This window comes from Actinomyces timonensis DSM 23838 (assembly GCF_000295095.1).
Classification (GTDB): domain Bacteria; phylum Actinomycetota; class Actinomycetes; order Actinomycetales; family Actinomycetaceae; genus Actinomyces; species Actinomyces timonensis.
The window spans coordinates 159,628-174,830 of the sequence record NZ_JH806632.1; the positions used below are offsets into that span (position 1 = coordinate 159,628).

General features: G+C 74.5%; 16 protein-coding genes. 1 reads left to right on the forward strand and 15 read right to left on the reverse strand.

The window, feature by feature from the left end; genetic code table 11:
• Window positions 1-535: 535 nt before the first annotated feature.
• Complete coding sequence (locus A1QA_RS16665) at window positions 536-1,132, forward strand: M23 family metallopeptidase (RefSeq protein ID WP_017177017.1); 597 nt, start codon at window positions 536-538, stop codon at window positions 1,130-1,132.
• A gap of 37 nt (window positions 1,133-1,169) precedes the next feature.
• Here A1QA_RS16665 and A1QA_RS0100705 read toward each other — a convergent pair whose 3' ends face one another.
• The 15 genes from A1QA_RS0100705 to A1QA_RS0100775 all read right to left on the reverse strand — a co-directional run bounded on the left by A1QA_RS0100705 (window position 1,170) and on the right by A1QA_RS0100775 (window position 15,165).
• On the reverse strand, window positions 1,170-2,165 hold the full coding sequence (locus A1QA_RS0100705) for a tyrosine recombinase XerC (protein WP_017177018.1): 996 nt from the start codon (window positions 2,163-2,165) through the stop codon (window positions 1,170-1,172).
• Complete coding sequence (locus A1QA_RS0100710; protein ID WP_017177019.1) at window positions 2,162-3,499, reverse strand: DNA-processing protein DprA; 1,338 nt, start codon at window positions 3,497-3,499, stop codon at window positions 2,162-2,164. The genes A1QA_RS0100705 and A1QA_RS0100710 overlap by 4 nt, the downstream gene beginning before the upstream one ends.
• Window positions 3,496-5,076: a YifB family Mg chelatase-like AAA ATPase gene (locus A1QA_RS0100715; protein ID WP_017177020.1), complete on the reverse strand. Its 1,581-nt coding sequence runs from the start codon at window positions 5,074-5,076 to the stop codon at window positions 3,496-3,498. The genes A1QA_RS0100710 and A1QA_RS0100715 overlap by 4 nt, the downstream gene beginning before the upstream one ends.
• Complete coding sequence (locus tag A1QA_RS12905) at window positions 5,073-5,579, reverse strand: YraN family protein (RefSeq protein WP_244266042.1); 507 nt, start codon at window positions 5,577-5,579, stop codon at window positions 5,073-5,075. The genes A1QA_RS0100715 and A1QA_RS12905 overlap by 4 nt, the downstream gene beginning before the upstream one ends.
• A 138-nt stretch (window positions 5,580-5,717) precedes the next feature.
• Window positions 5,718-6,023: a DUF2469 domain-containing protein gene (locus tag A1QA_RS0100725; protein ID WP_017177022.1), complete on the reverse strand. Its 306-nt coding sequence runs from the start codon at window positions 6,021-6,023 to the stop codon at window positions 5,718-5,720.
• A gap of 122 nt (window positions 6,024-6,145) precedes the next feature.
• Window positions 6,146-6,856 (reverse strand): ribonuclease HII, encoded by a 711-nt coding sequence (locus tag A1QA_RS0100730; protein WP_017177023.1) that lies wholly within the window; start codon window positions 6,854-6,856, stop codon window positions 6,146-6,148.
• Window positions 6,857-6,859: 3 nt separating this feature from the next.
• A complete protein-coding gene (gene lepB, locus A1QA_RS0100735; RefSeq protein ID WP_017177024.1) occupies window positions 6,860-7,786 on the reverse strand; it encodes a signal peptidase I in 927 nt (308 codons plus the stop codon).
• 111 nt (window positions 7,787-7,897) lie between these two features.
• Window positions 7,898-8,245 (reverse strand): 50S ribosomal protein L19, encoded by a 348-nt coding sequence (gene rplS, locus A1QA_RS0100740; protein ID WP_017177025.1) that lies wholly within the window; start codon window positions 8,243-8,245, stop codon window positions 7,898-7,900.
• A 233-nt stretch (window positions 8,246-8,478) separates the two neighbouring features.
• A complete protein-coding gene (gene lepB / locus A1QA_RS12910) occupies window positions 8,479-9,267 on the reverse strand; it encodes a signal peptidase I (protein WP_017177026.1) in 789 nt (262 codons plus the stop codon).
• Entirely contained in the window at window positions 9,264-10,727 is a 1,464-nt protein-coding gene (gene trmD, locus A1QA_RS12915; RefSeq protein WP_043508071.1) for a tRNA (guanosine(37)-N1)-methyltransferase TrmD, read from the reverse strand. Before trmD ends, lepB (A1QA_RS12910) begins: the two co-directional genes overlap by 4 nt.
• Before the next feature lie 31 nt (window positions 10,728-10,758).
• Window positions 10,759-11,331: a ribosome maturation factor RimM gene (gene rimM, locus A1QA_RS0100755; protein WP_017177028.1), complete on the reverse strand. Its 573-nt coding sequence runs from the start codon at window positions 11,329-11,331 to the stop codon at window positions 10,759-10,761.
• A gap of 149 nt (window positions 11,332-11,480) precedes the next feature.
• Window positions 11,481-12,425, reverse strand: coding sequence for an aldo/keto reductase (locus tag A1QA_RS0100760; protein WP_017177029.1), 945 nt, complete (start codon window positions 12,423-12,425; stop codon window positions 11,481-11,483).
• Window positions 12,426-12,583: 158 nt separating this feature from the next.
• On the reverse strand, window positions 12,584-12,820 hold the full coding sequence (locus A1QA_RS0100765) for an RNA-binding protein (RefSeq protein WP_003786440.1): 237 nt from the start codon (window positions 12,818-12,820) through the stop codon (window positions 12,584-12,586).
• Between the two features lies 1 nt (window position 12,821).
• Window positions 12,822-13,307: a 30S ribosomal protein S16 gene (gene rpsP, locus A1QA_RS0100770; RefSeq protein WP_017177030.1), complete on the reverse strand. Its 486-nt coding sequence runs from the start codon at window positions 13,305-13,307 to the stop codon at window positions 12,822-12,824.
• Window positions 13,308-13,608: 301 nt separating this feature from the next.
• Window positions 13,609-15,165, reverse strand: coding sequence for an alanine/glycine:cation symporter family protein (locus tag A1QA_RS0100775; RefSeq protein ID WP_017177031.1), 1,557 nt, complete (start codon window positions 15,163-15,165; stop codon window positions 13,609-13,611).
• Window positions 15,166-15,203 lie beyond the last annotated feature (38 nt).

Below are 15,203 nucleotides of genomic sequence, written 5' to 3' on the forward strand. Positions count from 1 at the left end.
TCCGCCATGTGTCAGGGGGCGCCGCCGATCGGCGACGACGTCCCATGGGTTCTTTGAGTTCGTTCCCCATGCCCGGGCGAGCCGGGTCCGCCCTGGGGCGGGCGGATAGGGCCTGGTGCCCGCGACGCGCGGCCACCCGCCTGCGCCTCCCGTTGCGTCAGGAGGGGCCTGCGGGACCGCGACCGCGGCGTCCGAAAGGACGATCCCAGGGCCCGAGGGCCCTGGGTGCGGGCACGCGAAGTCAGTCGCTGCTGCGGGATCCGGGGAGGCCGGGTCCGCGCTGGACCGGTGATCCCAGAGGAGGTCATCCCGTGGGAACTCGACCAGCACGCTTCACAGCGGACCGCGTGCGCGAGGCTATCACAGCGATACCGACCTTTCCGCATCGTGACGGGCAATGACGGCACTGCTCAAGTGTCGTTCTCGTCACGGGGGTGGGAGCCCGCCGGGAACCACAGGCGCGGTGGCGCAGGGGCTCCCAGCGCTCCTGTGCGGACGGACGGCGACGGGGCGATGGCGGGGCCGAGCATGGGGCATGACCTCCTCACGGCCGCGCCACGCGCTCCTGGCACCGGTGGCCCTGCTCGCCGCACTCGCCCTCGCGCTGCTCGTCCCCTCCCCCGCCGCCGGCGCGCCGCCGGTGGGAGGCGGCACCGGGGCGGCGGCAGCTCACAGCGGGCCCGCGAGCGCGCCGGTGGCGCGTGAGGATGACGCGCGTCGGCGCACGCGCTACGTGTGGCCCACGGGAGGGCCGGTGGCCGTGGTCGAGGGCTTCGATCCTCCCGCCGTCGTCTGGGGCTCGGGGCACCGGGGCGTGGACCTGGCCCTGGCGGCGGGCAGCCCCGTGCGCGCGGCGGGCGCGGGCACGGTGGCCTTCGCGGGGATGGTGGCGGGGCGGCCCGTGGTCTCGATCGATCATGCGGGCGGGATCCGCACCACGTATGAGCCCGTGGAGGCGTCGGTGTCGGCGGGCGAGGCGGTGAGCGCGGGGCAGGTGATCGGCACGCTGGCGCCGGGCCACCGCTCGGACGGCGTCGACGCGCTGCACTGGGGCGCGCGCACCGGGAAGAAGTCCTATATCAACCCCCTGCGCCTCCTGCGCCCGCCCGTCATCCGCCTCAAGCCCGTGTGAGCGGGACGCATCACTCGGGCGTGGCCCGGGGGCCTGCTCAGGCGCGAGGGAAGGCCTGGTCGTAGACGGCGCGCAGGCGCTCGGCGCTCACATGCGTGTAGCGCTGCGTGGTGGCCAGGGACGAGTGCCCCAGGAGCTCCTGGACGCTGCGCAGGTCCGCTCCCCCGCCGAGGACATGCGTGGCCGCGGAGTGCCGCAGGCCGTGCGGGCCGAGGTCCGGGACCCCCGCGGCCGCCGTCGCCCAGTGGACCACCTCGCGGATGGCGCGGGTGTCGACGCGCCCGCCCCTGGCGCCGAGGAACAGGGCGGCACCGGTGCGCGGACCGACCAGGGCGGGGCGCTCATTGAGCCATCGCTCCAGGGCCCGGGCCGCGGGCGCTCCGTAGGGGACGGTGCGCTCCTTGCCGCCCTTGCCCAGGACGCGAATGGTGCGCCGGCCGGCGTCGACGTCGCCAAGGTCGAGGCCGGCGAGCTCGGAGACCCGCATACCGGTGGCGTAGAGGACCTCCAAGAGCGCGAGGTCGCGCTCGGCCAGAGGACGCTCCTCAGCAGGAGCCTGGCTGGCGCGCTCGGCCGCGGCGGCCAGGAGCGCGGCGGCCTGCTCGGCGGTGAGGACCGTGGGCAGGCGGTTGTCCACGCGCGGGGAGCGCAGGCGAGCAGCGACGTCGGAGGACAGCAGGCCGCAGCGGTGGGCCCAGGTGGAGAAGGAGCGGATGGCGGCGCTGCGCCGGGCCATGGTGGCCCGCGAGTGGCCGGAGCCGGACATGCTGGCGAGCCAAGCGCGCAGATCGGCGAGGTCCAGGCTGGCCAGGGCAGGACCGATGGGCTCTGCCTCGGCCGGGCCCACCCCCAGGAAGTCGAGGAGGTCCTCCAGGTCGCCCACGTAGGCGCGCACGGTGTGCTCCGACAGGCCCCGCTGGAGGCCAAGATGCCGGAACCAGGCGTCCAGGAGCTCGCCGCGCAGCGAGGGCGCCGAGGACGCTGGGGGCGGGGCCTGGCCCGACCTGGGGCTGTGGTCGCGCTCGGGGCTCATGCGCCCAGGGTAGAGGACGCCGCGCCGCCCGCCGGGGCACGGCGGCGCTGGGCGGGGCGGCGCCAGCGGGCGCCGTCGCGCTGGGCGCGGCCGGCCAGCTCGAGAGAGCCCAGGGCGGCGAGCGTGTCACGCTCGGACAGCCCCGCGGCCCGGGCGACGGACTCGATGCTGGCCGCGGTGCGCACGGGCAGGGCATCGACGACGGCGGCCGAGACGGCGTCGAGCCCATCGAGCAGGCCGGGCTGGCGGGCCTCGGCGCTCTTCTCCTTGGGGGCATCGGCGTCGGCGGCTCCCACGGGCAGGAGGAGTTCGAGGGACTCCTCGACGTCGGTGACGCAGGTGGCCCCCTGCCGCAGGAGCCGGTGGCACCCACCGGAGGCCATGGAGGTCACCGGCCCGGGCACGGCCCCCACGGGGCGACCGATCTCCATGGCGTGGTGGGCGGTGGACAGCGCGCCGGAGCGCCAGGCCGCCTCCACGACGACGGTGGCGCCCGTCATCGCGGCGATGACACGATTGCGGGTGAGGAAGCGGTGCCGCCCCGGCTGGCTGCCGGGCGGAACCTCGGCCACGAGCGCCCCGTGGTCGACCACCGCCTGGAGGAGGGCGGAGTTGCCCGCCGGGTAGAGGCGGTCCACTCCCCCGGCGGAGACGGACAGCGTGGGCCCGGCGGCGAGGGCGCCCCTGTGGGCAGCGGCGTCGATGCCGAACGCGCCGCCGGAGACGATGAGCGCCCCGCGCTCGGTGAGCCCCTGGGCGACCTCGATGGCCATGCGCTCTCCGTAGGCGGTGGAGTCGCGGGCGCCGACGAGCGCGAGCGCGCGGCCGGCCCCGCGACCGGCTCCCTGGCCATCCCCCATGCGGTCCTCCCGTGTTGGCAGGCCCGACGTCCCAGCGGCGGGGACCATCTCCTCGCGGCCCACGAGCAGCGCCGGATCCCCGCGCAGCCAGAGGCAGAAGGGAGGCTGCTCCAGGTCGTCCAGGCCCGGCGGCCACCAGGGGTCGCCCGGGACGACGAGCGAGCCGCCCAGGCGCTCCAGGACGTCGAGCTCGCGGCGGATGTCCAGGCCGGTCAGCCTGGGCGCCCAGCGCTCGACAGCTTTGGCCCATTGGCGGGGCGTGGTATCCGCGAGCAGATGGTCGGGCAGCGGCGGGTACTCGGGGCTCCCGGAGCCCTGCTCGGCCCTGTGACGCGCCCAGGCCAGGGCCTCGGGCGCTCCGAGGCCCGCCACGAGGAGGGCCGCGGCATGGTCAGCGGGCTCGGCCAGGCGCGACCAGGTGGCGCGCGCCAGGAAGTCCGGCTCGCTGGGCGCGGTGACGGTCTGTGCGCTCATGGGCGGGCTCCTCGTGTGCGCAGGGCCAGGGCGGCCCCGAGGTCGGGCAGGGTGGGACGGTCGCGCTCGGCGAGGTCGGCGAGCGTCCAGGCCAGGCGCAGGACGCGGTCCACTCCGCGAAGAGTGAGGTCTCCCCGGTCGAGGGCCTCCATGAGCGGGCGCATGAGCTCGGGATCGGCCCCGCCCTCCTCGCTGCGCAGGTAGGAGCCCGGGACCTGGGAGCTGAGGCGCCAGGGCGTTCCCGCCAGCCTGGCCGCGGCCCGCTCGCGCGCGGCGAGCACCCTGCGGACCACCACGGCGCTCGACTCCCCGGGGGCGCCCGAGGCGAGATCGGCGGCGCTCACGGCGTCGACCTCCACCTGGATGTCCACCCGGTCCAGGAGGGGCCCGGACAGCCGGGAGAAGTAGCGGCGGCGCTGCAGCGAGGTGCAGGTGCATTCCAGGCCCTTGCCGCTGGCGCGCCCGCAGGGGCAGGGGTTGGCGGCCAGGACGAGTTGGAAGGCCGCCGGGTAGTCGGCGCGCCCGCCGACGCGGTCGATGCTCACCTCCCCGGCCTCGAGGGGCTGGCGCAGGCAGTCCAGGACGCTGGCGGGGAACTCCGGGGCCTCGTCGAGGAAGAGGACGCCGCGGTGCGCCAGGGACACGTCCCCCGGGCGGGGCAGGCCGGAGCCCCCGCCGATGATGGCGGCGCGCGTGGCGGTCTGGTGCGGGCAGCGCATGGGTGGCTCGGAGAGCAGGCCAGCGTCGGCGTTGAACAGGCCCGCCAGGGAGTGCAGGGAGGTGACCGTGACGGCGTCGCGCTCGGTCAGGGGAGGCAGGATCGAGGGAAGGCGCTCGGCGAGCATGGTCTTGCCCGCCCCGGGCGGCCCCACCATGAGCAGGTGATGCCCGCCAGCGGCGGCGACCTCCAGGGCGTGGCGGGCCTGGGCCTGCCCGACGACGTCGGCGAGGTCGGCCCGGTGGGCGGAGGCCGCGCGGCCGCTCGTGGGCGCGGCGATGGGCGCCGGGGGACGCGCCTCGGCCCCGCGCATGATCTCGACGGCGGCGCGCGGCAGGCGGCCCCCGTAGCCCTCGACGAGCTCGCCGATGTGGTGGACCGCCTGGATGCTCGCACCCGGCACCAGGGAGGCCTCCCTCGCGCAGGCGGCGGGGACGACAATGCTGCTCACACCCGCCTCGACGGCGGACAGGACGGCGGGGAGCACGCCGCGCACGGGATGCACGGCGCCGTCGAGGCCGAGCTCGCCGATGTAGACGACGCGGGCCATGGTGGCCAGCGCCCGGGGTGGGAGGGCGCCGCGCGCGCCGAGCACGGCCAGGGCGAGGGCGAGGTCGAAGCCCGTGCCGGTCTTGGGAAGGTCCGCCGGGGACAGGTTGACGGTGAGGCGCTGCTCGCCCCAGGTGGTGCCGCAGACGGTGAGGGCCGCGCGCACGCGCTCCCGGGACTCGCGGATCGCGGCGTCGGGCAGGCCCACGAGCATGAAGCCCGGCAGGCCGGAGGCGGCGTGGGCCTCAACGTCGACGAGGTGGCCGCGCAGCCCGGTAAGGGTGACGGCGAGGGTGCGCGCGATACTCATGATCCGCACACCGCCCGGTGGTGGCGCAGGAGGGCGGGGGCGCCCTCGCGCAGGAGCACGGAGACGACGTCGAGGCGGAGGCGGTGCTGCGGGGCTCCCCGCTGCCCGGCCCAGGCGGCGGCCAGTCGGCGCAGCCGCGCCTCCTTGGGCGGGGTGACGGCCGCGGCGGGCGGCCCGGCTCGCAGGCTGGATCGGGCCTTGACCTCGACGATGACGAGGGCTCCGGCGGGGTCCTCGGCGATGAGGTCGAGCTCGCCGCGCAGCCCGGATCCGGCGGGGGCGCGCCAGTTGCGCTCGAGGATCCGCCAGCCGGAGTCCCGCAGGTAGCCCGCGGCGATGTCCTCGCCCCGCTGGCCGGTGAGGCGGCGCTTGTCCGCAGGGCTCGTGGGCGGGGCGGGCGGGGCCTCCCGCGGGGCGGGTGGGGTCTCCCTCGAGGCGGGAGGGCTCGGCTGTTTGGGCAGCGCGGCGGGTGGCGCGGGGATGGTCGGGTTCGTCGGGGTCACGGTGGTCACCTCCGTGACCACGGTGCACCGCCGTCGTCCTCACCGGGGCCCGCCGTCCCCAGGAGCGGGCGGGGCCCGCGCGCGGCGGGCCCGGTGGTTCCCGGCGCGCGTGGCCGCAGGAGCGCGCCGGTCAGGCCCTCAGGAGGGGATCTCCATCTCCGGCTTGGACAGCTCCTCGACGTTGACGTCCTTGAAGGTGACCACGCGGACGGACTTGACGAAGCGGGAGGAGCGGTAGATGTCCCACACCCACGCGTCCTCCAGGCTCAGCTCGAAGAACACCTCCCCGCCGTTGGTGCGCACCTGCACGTCGACGGAGTTGGCCAGGTAGAAGCGGCGCTCCGTCTCGACGACGTAGTCGAACAGCCCCACGACGTCCCGGTACTCCCGGTACAGGTCGAGCTCCAGATCGTTCTCGTATGCCTCAAGGTCCTCTGCACTCACCGGGCCATCATGCCCGCCGCCCCTGCCCTGGCGCGAGAGGCGGGCGGGTTGCGTCGCCCACCCGCGGCCGCCCCGATCCCACACGCGGCGCCCCCATCCCCGCCGCGGCGGGCGCAGTGGCCTCAGCGCAGCCCGGGCAGGCGCCAGCTGCGTCGGTGCTGCTCGCAGGCGCCGAGCTCGGCGAGGCCCGCCTGGTGCGCCGCCGAGCCGTAGCCCTTGTTGGAGGCCCAGCCGTAGCCGGGGTCCGGCAGAGCGGACATGATCGCGTCGCGCTCGACCTTGGCCAGCACGGAGGCGGCCGCGACGACGGCGCAGCCCGCGTCGGCCTTGACGCGCATGACGACGCCGGGGACGTCGTCGTCTGGGATGGCGGGGCCGTACTCGCTGGTGGGGGCAGGCGCGCCTGGCTGGTCGAGGGCGGTAAGGAGGTCGCCCGCGGGCTGGGCCAGCCAGTTCGCGGTGCCGTCGAGGATGATGATGCCGGGCAGGTGCCCGCGCTGGCGGACCTGGGCCAGGGCGCGGCGCCCCGCCAGGCGCAGGGCCGCGGCGATGCCGAGGGCGTCGATCTCGGCCGGTGAGGCGTGGGCGATGGCGTGATCGGCGAGCCATGCGGCGCAGGGGGCGACGAGGGCCTCGCGCCGGGCGGGGCTGAGCATCTTGGAGTCGGCCAGGCCCTCGGGGAAGGCATCGGCGGTGCTCCGGGAGACGATCGCGAGTCCGACGGTGACGGGGCCGGCCAGCGCGCCCCGGCCAACCTCGTCGAGCCCGCCCACGAGCTCGTGGTCCTCCAGGAGCGAGGTCTCGAGCTCCCTGTCTGGGCACAGGCGCGCCATGGGTCAGGCCGCGCGGACCATGCCGTGGGCGGCGTCAGTGCCGTCAGCCGCGTCCCGGGCGGCGGGGGCCGCTGCTGCGGCGGCAGGGTCCGCGGCGGGGATGTCCTTGAAGGCGTCGCGCCCGCCGGCGAGCGTGTCCCAGTGGGACAGGGGCCAGACGATCCTCTTGGCCACCCCCACGACGTTGGTCAGGGGCAGGGCGCCGCCGTGGGCGTCGGAGGTGTGGAAGCGGGAGTCGGCGGAGTTGGATCGGTTGTCCCCCATGACCCACACGCAGCCCTCGGGCACGACGACGTCGAAAGCCGTGGTGGACGGCGAGGTCCCCTCGCGCAGATAGGGCTCGTGGAGCTGGACGCCGTTGACGGTGAGGCTGCCGTGGCCGTCGGCGGCGACGTGGTCCCCCGGCATCCCGATGATCCGCTTGATGAGGTGGTGCCCGGAGTCCTCCGGCAGGAGGCGGATCGCGATGAAGAAGTCGCGCATCGCGCCCTTGAAGCCCGTTGGGTCGGTGGTGTCGAGCCAGGAGTCGGGGTCGCGGAAGACGATGATGTCGCCGCGGTGCAGGTCCGTGGAGTCGTACATGGTGACGGCCACGCGATCCCCGTTGACGAGGGTGGGCTCCATGGAGGCCGAGGGGATCTCGAAGGTCTGGACGACGAAGGACTTGATGAGCGCCGAGCCGGCCAGGACGACGGCGATGACGATGATGCTCGAGAGCAGGCGCCGCCAGCGGCTGGGGACGGCGGGGGTGGGGGCGGAGTCGACCAGGCGCGTGCCCGTGGCGTTGGCGACGGACTGGCGTGGGGGGAAGGTGGGAGGGAGGGGCTCGGGGGTGTCCTGGCCGTCCCCGCCGCCGGCGCGGGGGTCCTCGTCCTCAGGGTCATCCTGGGAGGTCCCCAGGACGATGATCGGCTGGCGCTGATCGGTCACAGGGCCTCCTCTCGACGATCGTGGTGGTGGGCGTGGGCGGGGCGGCGCCAGGCGCCGGATGGACTCAGCGCCCGGGGCGCGGTGCCCCGGGCGCTTGAGGGAGAAGCGGGATCAGGCCTCCCGGCGCTCCTTGATCTTGGCGGCCTTCCCGCGCAGGTTGCGCAGGTAGTACAGCTTGGCGCGGCGCACGTCACCACGGGTGACGACCTCGATCTTCTCGATCGAGGGGGTGTGCACCGGGAAGGTGCGCTCGACGCCGACGCCGAAGGAGATCTTGCGGACCGTGAAGGTCTCGCCGATGCCGCCGCCGTGACGGGCGATCACGACGCCCTGGAAGACCTGGACGCGGGAGCGGTTGCCCTCAACGACCTTGACGTGCACCTTGACGGTGTCGCCGGGGCGGAAGCTGGGGATGTCGTCGCGCAGCGACTTGGCGTTGATCTCGTCGATCAGGTTCATTGTTCTCTCCTGCGCACGTGCCACTGGTCATGAGCGCTTGCTAAGTGGGGCCGCACCATCCGCGCTGGATGGGGCCGCCCCGGTGCGTGAGCCCGACGGGTCCTGCGATAGCGGGCCCTCCCCAGTGGCGGAGGCGCCCCGAGTCCCGTGGGCGGGCCCAGTCTGCCACAGGGCCGCGGGGCGCGGCGATGACGCCCGCGCCCAAGTGCGCGACCTCACGCGCGCCCGCGGCGTCAGGAGGCGGCGGGCACGCCAGCGAAGGCGCTCTCGCCGTCAGTGAGGCCTCCCCAGCGGGAGATGGGCCAGGCCACGCCCTTGGCGACACCGACGACGTCGCCCAGCGGCACGAAGCCGCCGTTGGCGTCATCCTGGTGGTAGCGGGAGTCCTGGGAGTTGGCGCGGTTGTCCCCCATGACCCAGACCTTGCCCGGCGGGACGACGACGTCGAAGGCGAGCTCGGAGGGGGCGCGGCCGGGCTTGATGTAGGGCTCGTTGATCGGGGTCCCGTTGACGGTGATGGGGCCGACGCCGTCGGCGACGACGTGGTCCCCGGGCATCCCGATAACGCGCTTGATGAGGTAGTCGCCGGTGCGGTCGGGCAGGACGCGCACGGCGATGAGGGCGTCCTGGAGGAGCCCCCTCAGGCCGGTGGGCTGGGGGTCGTTGAGCCAGTCGTCGGGATCGGCGAAGACGACGACGTCGCCGCGCTGGATGTCGGTGCTGTCGTACATGGTGACCACGACCCTGTCGCCCTTCTGGAGGGTGTTCTCCATCGACCCGGATGGGATGACGAAGGACTGGGCGACGTAGGACTTGAACAGCGCGGCGCAGACGAGCCCGATGACGAGGAAGGCGGCGACGATGAGGCGGCCCCGCCAGCGGCTGGACCGGGACTGCTCGGCATCGGCGTCCTGGGTCTCCTCGGCCTCCTCAGCAGCGCTGGTCTCCTCGGGGGCCTCGGCCGGGTCCTGCGCGGCCTGGTGGTCCGGGGCGTCCTCGGCACGGGTGGGCGCGTCGCTCATGGGCGCGGCTCCTTCCTGGGGCTGGGCTCGACAGCGGGGTCGAGGGCGAGGGACATGACGACGTCGCGGCAGGTGGTTCCACCCACGTCGTAGCTGCGCTTGCCGCGCAGCCGGAAGCCGGCGCGCTTGTAGGCCTTCTGCGCCCGCTTGTTGCCCTCGTGGGTGCCCAGCCAGATCTCGGTGGCGCCGGCGCGGGTGGCGGTCTCGATGGCGTGGGCCATGAGGGCGGAGGCCAGTCCCGAGGATCGCAGACGGGCATCGGCGTAGACCTTGGACAGCTCGGCCACGGCCCTGCCGCTGGCCGGGTCGGGCGCGGCGATGCTGGGCGGGCGGGCGTCGAGGCCCTCGGGCAGGGCGCCGTCGGCGTCGGGGGCCTCGAGGAGCCAGACCGTGTAGCCGACGAGCTCGCCGGGGGCGATGCTCTCGGGGCCCGTTGCCGCGGGCGAGCCCTCAGGCAGCTCGGCGACGGCGACGCCGGCGCGATCGTCGGCGATCCAGCGGGCGAAGCGCTCGGAGGTGAGGGCATGGGCGACATGCGCGCCGATCTGCTCCTCGGTGAGGAAGGGCGGGCAGGCGTCCGGGAAGGTCCGCGCGGCCAGGGCGGCGAGGGAGGCGGCGTCGGCGGGCTCGGCGGGGCGCAGGCGCATGGGGACGGGCCGCGGGGCGTGGCCGGGCACCACCCAGCCGTGGCGGGCGAGGGCGGCGCGGTCCTGGGAGTCGAGGCCAGCGGGCTCAAGGGCGCGGATCATGTCGGGGCGCCGGGCGGCGGTGCGGGCGATGGCCTCATCGCGGCGCGCGCGGGCGATACGGGCGTGGTCCCCGGACAGGAGAACCTCGGGGGCGTCCAGCCCCCGCCAGGACACGGGGCGGGTGAGGACCTCGTGCTCGAGGAGGCCGGCGGTGCTGTGGGACTCCTCGACGACGGAGGCGGGGTTGCCGACGACGCCGGGCAGGAGCCGGGCGATGGCCTCGATCATGACGATGGCGGCGACCTCTCCCCCGTTGAGGACGTAGTCGCCGATGGACAGCTCGCGCACCTCGATGCCGCGTGACGCGTAGTGGCGGGGCACGCGCGAGTCGATGCCCTCGTAGCGCCCGCAGGCGACGACCAGGCGGTCGGCCCCGGCGAGGTCCTCGGCGGTGCGCTGGGTGAAGACCTCCCCGGCGGGGGTGGGGATGAGGAGGACGGTGCGGCCAGCGCCCGCCCCGGGCGCGCTCGTGGTTCCCTCCTCACCGGCCAGGACGTCGTCGAGGGCCTCCCCCCAGACGTCGGGCTTCATGACCATGCCGGCGCCGCCGCCGAGCGGGGTGTCGTCGACGGTGCGGTGGCGGTCGTGCGTCCAGTCGCGCAGGTCGTGGACGCGCAGGTCGATGAGGCCGTCGGCGCGGGCGCGCCCGATGAGGGAGAGGTCCAGGACGTCGAGGAAGGCGGGGAAGATGCTGACGACGTCGATGCGCATCCGCTGGGCGGGCGCCGCGGCGGTGCTGGGCTCAGTCATGGTCACCGCCGTCGGCCGTGGTCTCCTCGCTGACGTCGATGGCGCCCAGGCCGGGGAAGAGGCCGCCGGGCGGGTCGATGAGGACGAGGTCGGCCTCGGGGTCGACCTCGGGCACGAGCGCCTCGACGAAGGGGACGGCGACGCGCTGCCCGTCGGGGGTGGTGACGATGAGCCGGTCCTGGGCGACGCCGGGCTCGAGGTCGGTGACGGTGCCGAGCCCGGTGCCGTCGACGTGGCGGGCGGCCAGGCCCACGAGCTGGTGGCGGTACCAGGCCTCGTCGTTCTCGTCCTCTTCCTCGGCGTCGGTGTCGATGAGGAGGCGGTGCCCGCGCAGGGCCTCGACGGCAGTGCGGTCGGGGGCCTCGGCGAAGGCGGCGAACCAGCGGGTGCCGTCGAAGCGCAGGCGCTCCACGGTGAGCTCGGTGGCGGGCCTGCCGGAGCGGTCCTGTGTGGCCAGGACAGTGCCGGGGGCGAGGCGGCCCTCGGGGTCATCGGTGCGGATCTCCAGGCGGACCTCGCCCTTGAGGGCGTGGGCGGGGCCGATGATGGCGACGGTGAGCTGCACCTGGTCTCCTGTGGGGGCGTGGGTCGGCGGCGAGATCGATCCGCCGTATCGGCCACCAACCTACCGCGCCGCCGGCCCGGGCCCCCGCGCCAGCGCGAGGAGGGGCGAACCTCACTCCCCGAGCAGGAGGTATCCCTGGCGGCGAAGGCTCAGGCGACGGCGTCGGACAGGCGGGTGAGGCGCTCGGCCTCCTCGGGGGCCAGGGCGAGGTCGAGCGCGGCGGTGATGGCCGGGAGCTGGGCGAGCGAGCGGGCGGAGGCCAGGGGCGCGACGACGCCGGGGCGGTCGCGCAGCCAGGCCAGGGCCACGGAGGCGGGCTCCACGCCGTGGGCGGCGGCGATCTCGACCACCGCGTCGACGACGTCGAAGCACTCGGGGCGCAGGTAGTCGGCGACCATGCCCGCGCGGTCGCCCGTGGGGGCCTCATCGCGCCGGTACTTGCCGGCGAGGAAGCCCGCGGCCAGGGAGAAGTAGGGCACGAGGCCGAGGCCGTGCCGGGCGGCGACCTCGCCGCGCCCGCCGGGCCCCTCGACGTCGCCGCGGTGCAGGAGGTTGTAGTGGGGCTGGAGGGCGACGGGGGCGGCGGCGCCCTGCTCGGCGGCCAGGCGCATCCACTCCTCGATGCGCTCGGGGGTGTAGTTCGACAGGGCGACGTAGCGGATCTTGCCGGCGGCGCGGATCTCCTCGAAGACGGCGATGGTCTCTTCCAGGGGGACGGTGGGGTCGTCGAAGTGGGCGTAGTAGAGGTCGATGGCCTCGACCCCCAGGCGGGCCAGCGACTCGTCGACGGCGAGGCGCACGTTGTCGGGGGCCAGGCCCGCCCGGTCGGGCTTGGTGGAGACCTTCGTGGCGATGACGACGTCGTCGTGGTGTCCCCGCGCGCGGACCCAGGAGCCGATGACGGTCTCGGACTCCCCGCCGTGGTTGCCCGGCGCCCAGTGGGAGTAGCCGTCGGCGGTGTCGATGAAGTTGCCGCCAGCGGCGACATAGGCGTCGAGGACGGCGTGGCTGGTGGCCTCGTGGGCGGTCCATCCCAGGACGTTGCCGCCGAATCCGATCCTGGCGACGTCGAGGTCCGAGTCTCCCAAGCGCATGAGTCTGTCTCCTTCGTCGAGGTGGGCGGTGCGGGCGCGGCGCGCCCACGGCCCGGATACGGGCCGGTGGGAGGCACAACGCCGTCGCCCGGCCTTCCATTCCTGGAGGGCCGGGCGACGGCGTTAAGGAGTGCTGAGGCTGCTCGGTTGGCGCGCGCTCAGCGGCGGTCGGTGTCGACGACGTCGACGCGCACCGGCGAGTCCGCCAGGGCGCCCACGACCGTGCGCAGGGCCCGGGCGGTGCGGCCCGAGCGGCCGATGACGCGGCCGAGGTCCTCGGGGTTCACGCGCACCTCGAGGAGGTCGCCGCGGCGCAGCGACCGGGAGGTGACGGTGACGTCGTCGGGATTGTCGACAATCCCGCGGACGAGGTGCTCGAGCGCGTCAGCCAGCATGTCAGGCCTCCTCGGCGGGGGCCTCGGGAGCGGCCTCCTCGGAGGACTCCTCCGCGGCCTTGGCCTCGGCGGCGGCAGCGTCGGCCGCCTCCTTCTCGGCGTCGGCCTTCGCCTTGGCGGCGGCGGCCTTGCGCTTCTCGGCGTCGTCGGAGACGGCCTTGACAGCGGCCTCCTTGGCGGCCGCGGCGGCCTCGGCGTCCTTGACCTTCAGGCGGCCCTCGGCGCCGGGCAGGCCCTTGAACTTCTGGTAGTCGCCCGTGATCTTGAGCAGGTTGAAGACAGTGTCGGAGGGCTGGGCGCCCACGCCGAGCCAGTACTGGACCCGCTCGGAGTCGATGCTGATGAGCGAGGGCTCCTGCATCGGGTCGTAGAGGCCGACCTCCTCGATGACACGGCCGTCGCGCTTCTTGCGGGAGTCGAGGACGACGACCCGGTAGAAGGGGGCGAACTTCTTGCCCATGCGCTTGAGGCGAATCTTGACTGCCACTTGGTTGAACTCCTGGTTCTGGATGGTTTGGCCCGCGCCGATCCCCGGTGGGGTCAAGCAACGGTTTCCGGCGGGAGCCGAGACGCGAGGGCGCGAGGGAGAGGGGCCTCGCGCGCCCGAGTGCACAGGGGATTGTGCCAGATGCCGCCAAGAGGCCGCCACCGCGAGCGCCGCCGACCGGCCGCGACGCGGTGCGAGATCGCCCACAGGGCCCTCATCGCCATACCGCCGCGCTTCCGCGGCGCCCGGGGGAAGCCGGGCCGCGAGCCGGCCTGGCGGGGCGGGGCGGGCCCCGGGAGGCTCAGCCCTCCTCGTCGAGACTGGCCACGCGCGCGGCGGCCTTGTCAGCCGTCCAGATATCGCCCTCGAGGGCCCCGGGCAGATCGGCGCGCTCGGCGATGAAGGCGGGCTCGGCGACGCCGTCGGCTCTCTGGCGGTCGTAATCGCGCAGGACGGCGAAGACCCAGCGGCTCAGCCAGAGCACGGCCACGAGGTTGAGGATCGTCATGAGGGCGAGGGCGACGTCGGCCATCACCCAGGCGAGCTCGAGGGCGACGATGGCGCCCAGGCCCGTGGCCGCCGTCATCGCCAGGCGCAGCGCGACTCCCGCGCCGCGCCCACCGCCGAGGTAGCTGAGGTTGATCTCGGCGAAGTTCGAGTAGCCCAGCACCGAGGAGTAGGCGAAGGTCGCCACGACGAAGGTCATGAACCACACGACCCACCCGCCGGGCAGGGCATCGGCCAGGGCGTGCTGGACGAGCGTCGTCTCGGCCCACTCGGGCTGGATCCCCGGGGTGTAGATCGAGGGGGCGGCCAGCAGGACCGTCAGGCCCGTGGCGGTGCAGATGACGATGGTGTCGATGAAGACGCCGAGGGACTGGATGAGGCCCTGGACCACGGGGTGGGCGACGTCGGCGGTGGCCGCCCCGTTGGGGGACGATCCCTGGCCGGCCTCGTTGGAGAACAGGCCGCGCTTGGTGCCGTTGAGGAAGGTGGCGAACAGGCCTCCGCCCACGCCGGCCAGGCCCGGCCGCAGTCCGAAGGCGCCAGCGATGATGTCCCTGAAGACCGCGGGGACGCTGGGCAGGGAGACAGCGATGACGACGGCGACGACGGCGAGGTAGGCCAGGGCCATGAGCGGCACCAGCCACTCGGTCACCCGGGCCACGAAGCGCATCCCAGCCAGCAGGATCGGGGCGGTCACGAGCATGAGGATGATCGCGGTGGCCGTGGTGGACACGTGGTGGGAGGAGTCGAGCGTGGCCGCGATCGTGTTGGACTGGACCATGGGGAAGATGAGCCCGTAGGAGAAGATGAGCATGACCGCGAAGACGATGCCCATCACCCGCCCGATCCCGCCGCGGCCCTTGAGGGCGAGGCCGCGCTGCATGTAATAGGCCGGGCCGCCGCGGAAGATGCCATCGGCGTTGCGGACCTTGAAGACCTGGGCGAGGGTCGACTCGGCGAAGGAGGTCGCCATGCCGAGCAGGGCCACCACCCACATCCAGAACAGGGCGCCGGGCCCGCCCAGGGTGATGGCCAGGGCGACGCCGGCGATGTTGCCCGTGCCCACGCGCCCGCCCAGCCCGATGACGAAGGCCTGGAAGCTGGAGAGGGATCCGCGCTGGTGGCGCGAGCGCAGGACGAGGCGGATGCTGCGGGAGAAGAGGCGGAGCTGGACCCCGCGGGTGCCCAGGGTGAGGAGCAGTCCCGTGCCCAGCAGGATCCACACGAGGATCTTGCCCGAGACGAAGCCCTCGAAGGTCGACAGCAACACCGTAAGGCGCTCGGTCAGCGGCGCCTGGGAGGCCGCGGCGGTGATCGCCGTTGGGAGGGCGAGGGGCGTGGCGGTGGGCATAAGGGGTCCCGTCAGTCCGGTTCCGAGGTGAACCCCGC

What these genes read in the sequence shown, in the direction of transcription:
- A1QA_RS0100705 (WP_017177018.1), bottom strand. Translation starts at nt 2,165, where the DNA reads ATGAGCCCCGAGCGCGACCACAGCCCCAGGTCGGGCCAGGCCCCGCCC.
- A1QA_RS16665 (WP_017177017.1), top strand. Translation starts at nt 536, where the DNA reads ATGACCTCCTCACGGCCGCGCCACGCGCTCCTGGCACCGGTGGCCCTG.
- trmD (WP_043508071.1), bottom strand. Translation starts at nt 10,727, where the DNA reads ATGCGCATCGACGTCGTCAGCATCTTCCCCGCCTTCCTCGACGTCCTG.
- lepB (WP_017177026.1), bottom strand. Translation starts at nt 9,267, where the DNA reads ATGAGCGACGCGCCCACCCGTGCCGAGGACGCCCCGGACCACCAGGCC.
- A1QA_RS0100775 (WP_017177031.1), bottom strand. Translation starts at nt 15,165, where the DNA reads ATGCCCACCGCCACGCCCCTCGCCCTCCCAACGGCGATCACCGCCGCG.
- rplS (WP_017177025.1), bottom strand. Translation starts at nt 8,245, where the DNA reads ATGAACCTGATCGACGAGATCAACGCCAAGTCGCTGCGCGACGACATC.
- A1QA_RS0100715 (WP_017177020.1), bottom strand. Translation starts at nt 5,076, where the DNA reads ATGAGTATCGCGCGCACCCTCGCCGTCACCCTTACCGGGCTGCGCGGC.
- A1QA_RS0100765 (WP_003786440.1), bottom strand. Translation starts at nt 12,820, where the DNA reads ATGCTGGCTGACGCGCTCGAGCACCTCGTCCGCGGGATTGTCGACAAT.
- A1QA_RS0100710 (WP_017177019.1), bottom strand. Translation starts at nt 3,499, where the DNA reads ATGAGCGCACAGACCGTCACCGCGCCCAGCGAGCCGGACTTCCTGGCG.
- A1QA_RS0100760 (WP_017177029.1), bottom strand. Translation starts at nt 12,425, where the DNA reads ATGCGCTTGGGAGACTCGGACCTCGACGTCGCCAGGATCGGATTCGGC.
- A1QA_RS0100730 (WP_017177023.1), bottom strand. Translation starts at nt 6,856, where the DNA reads ATGGCGCGCCTGTGCCCAGACAGGGAGCTCGAGACCTCGCTCCTGGAG.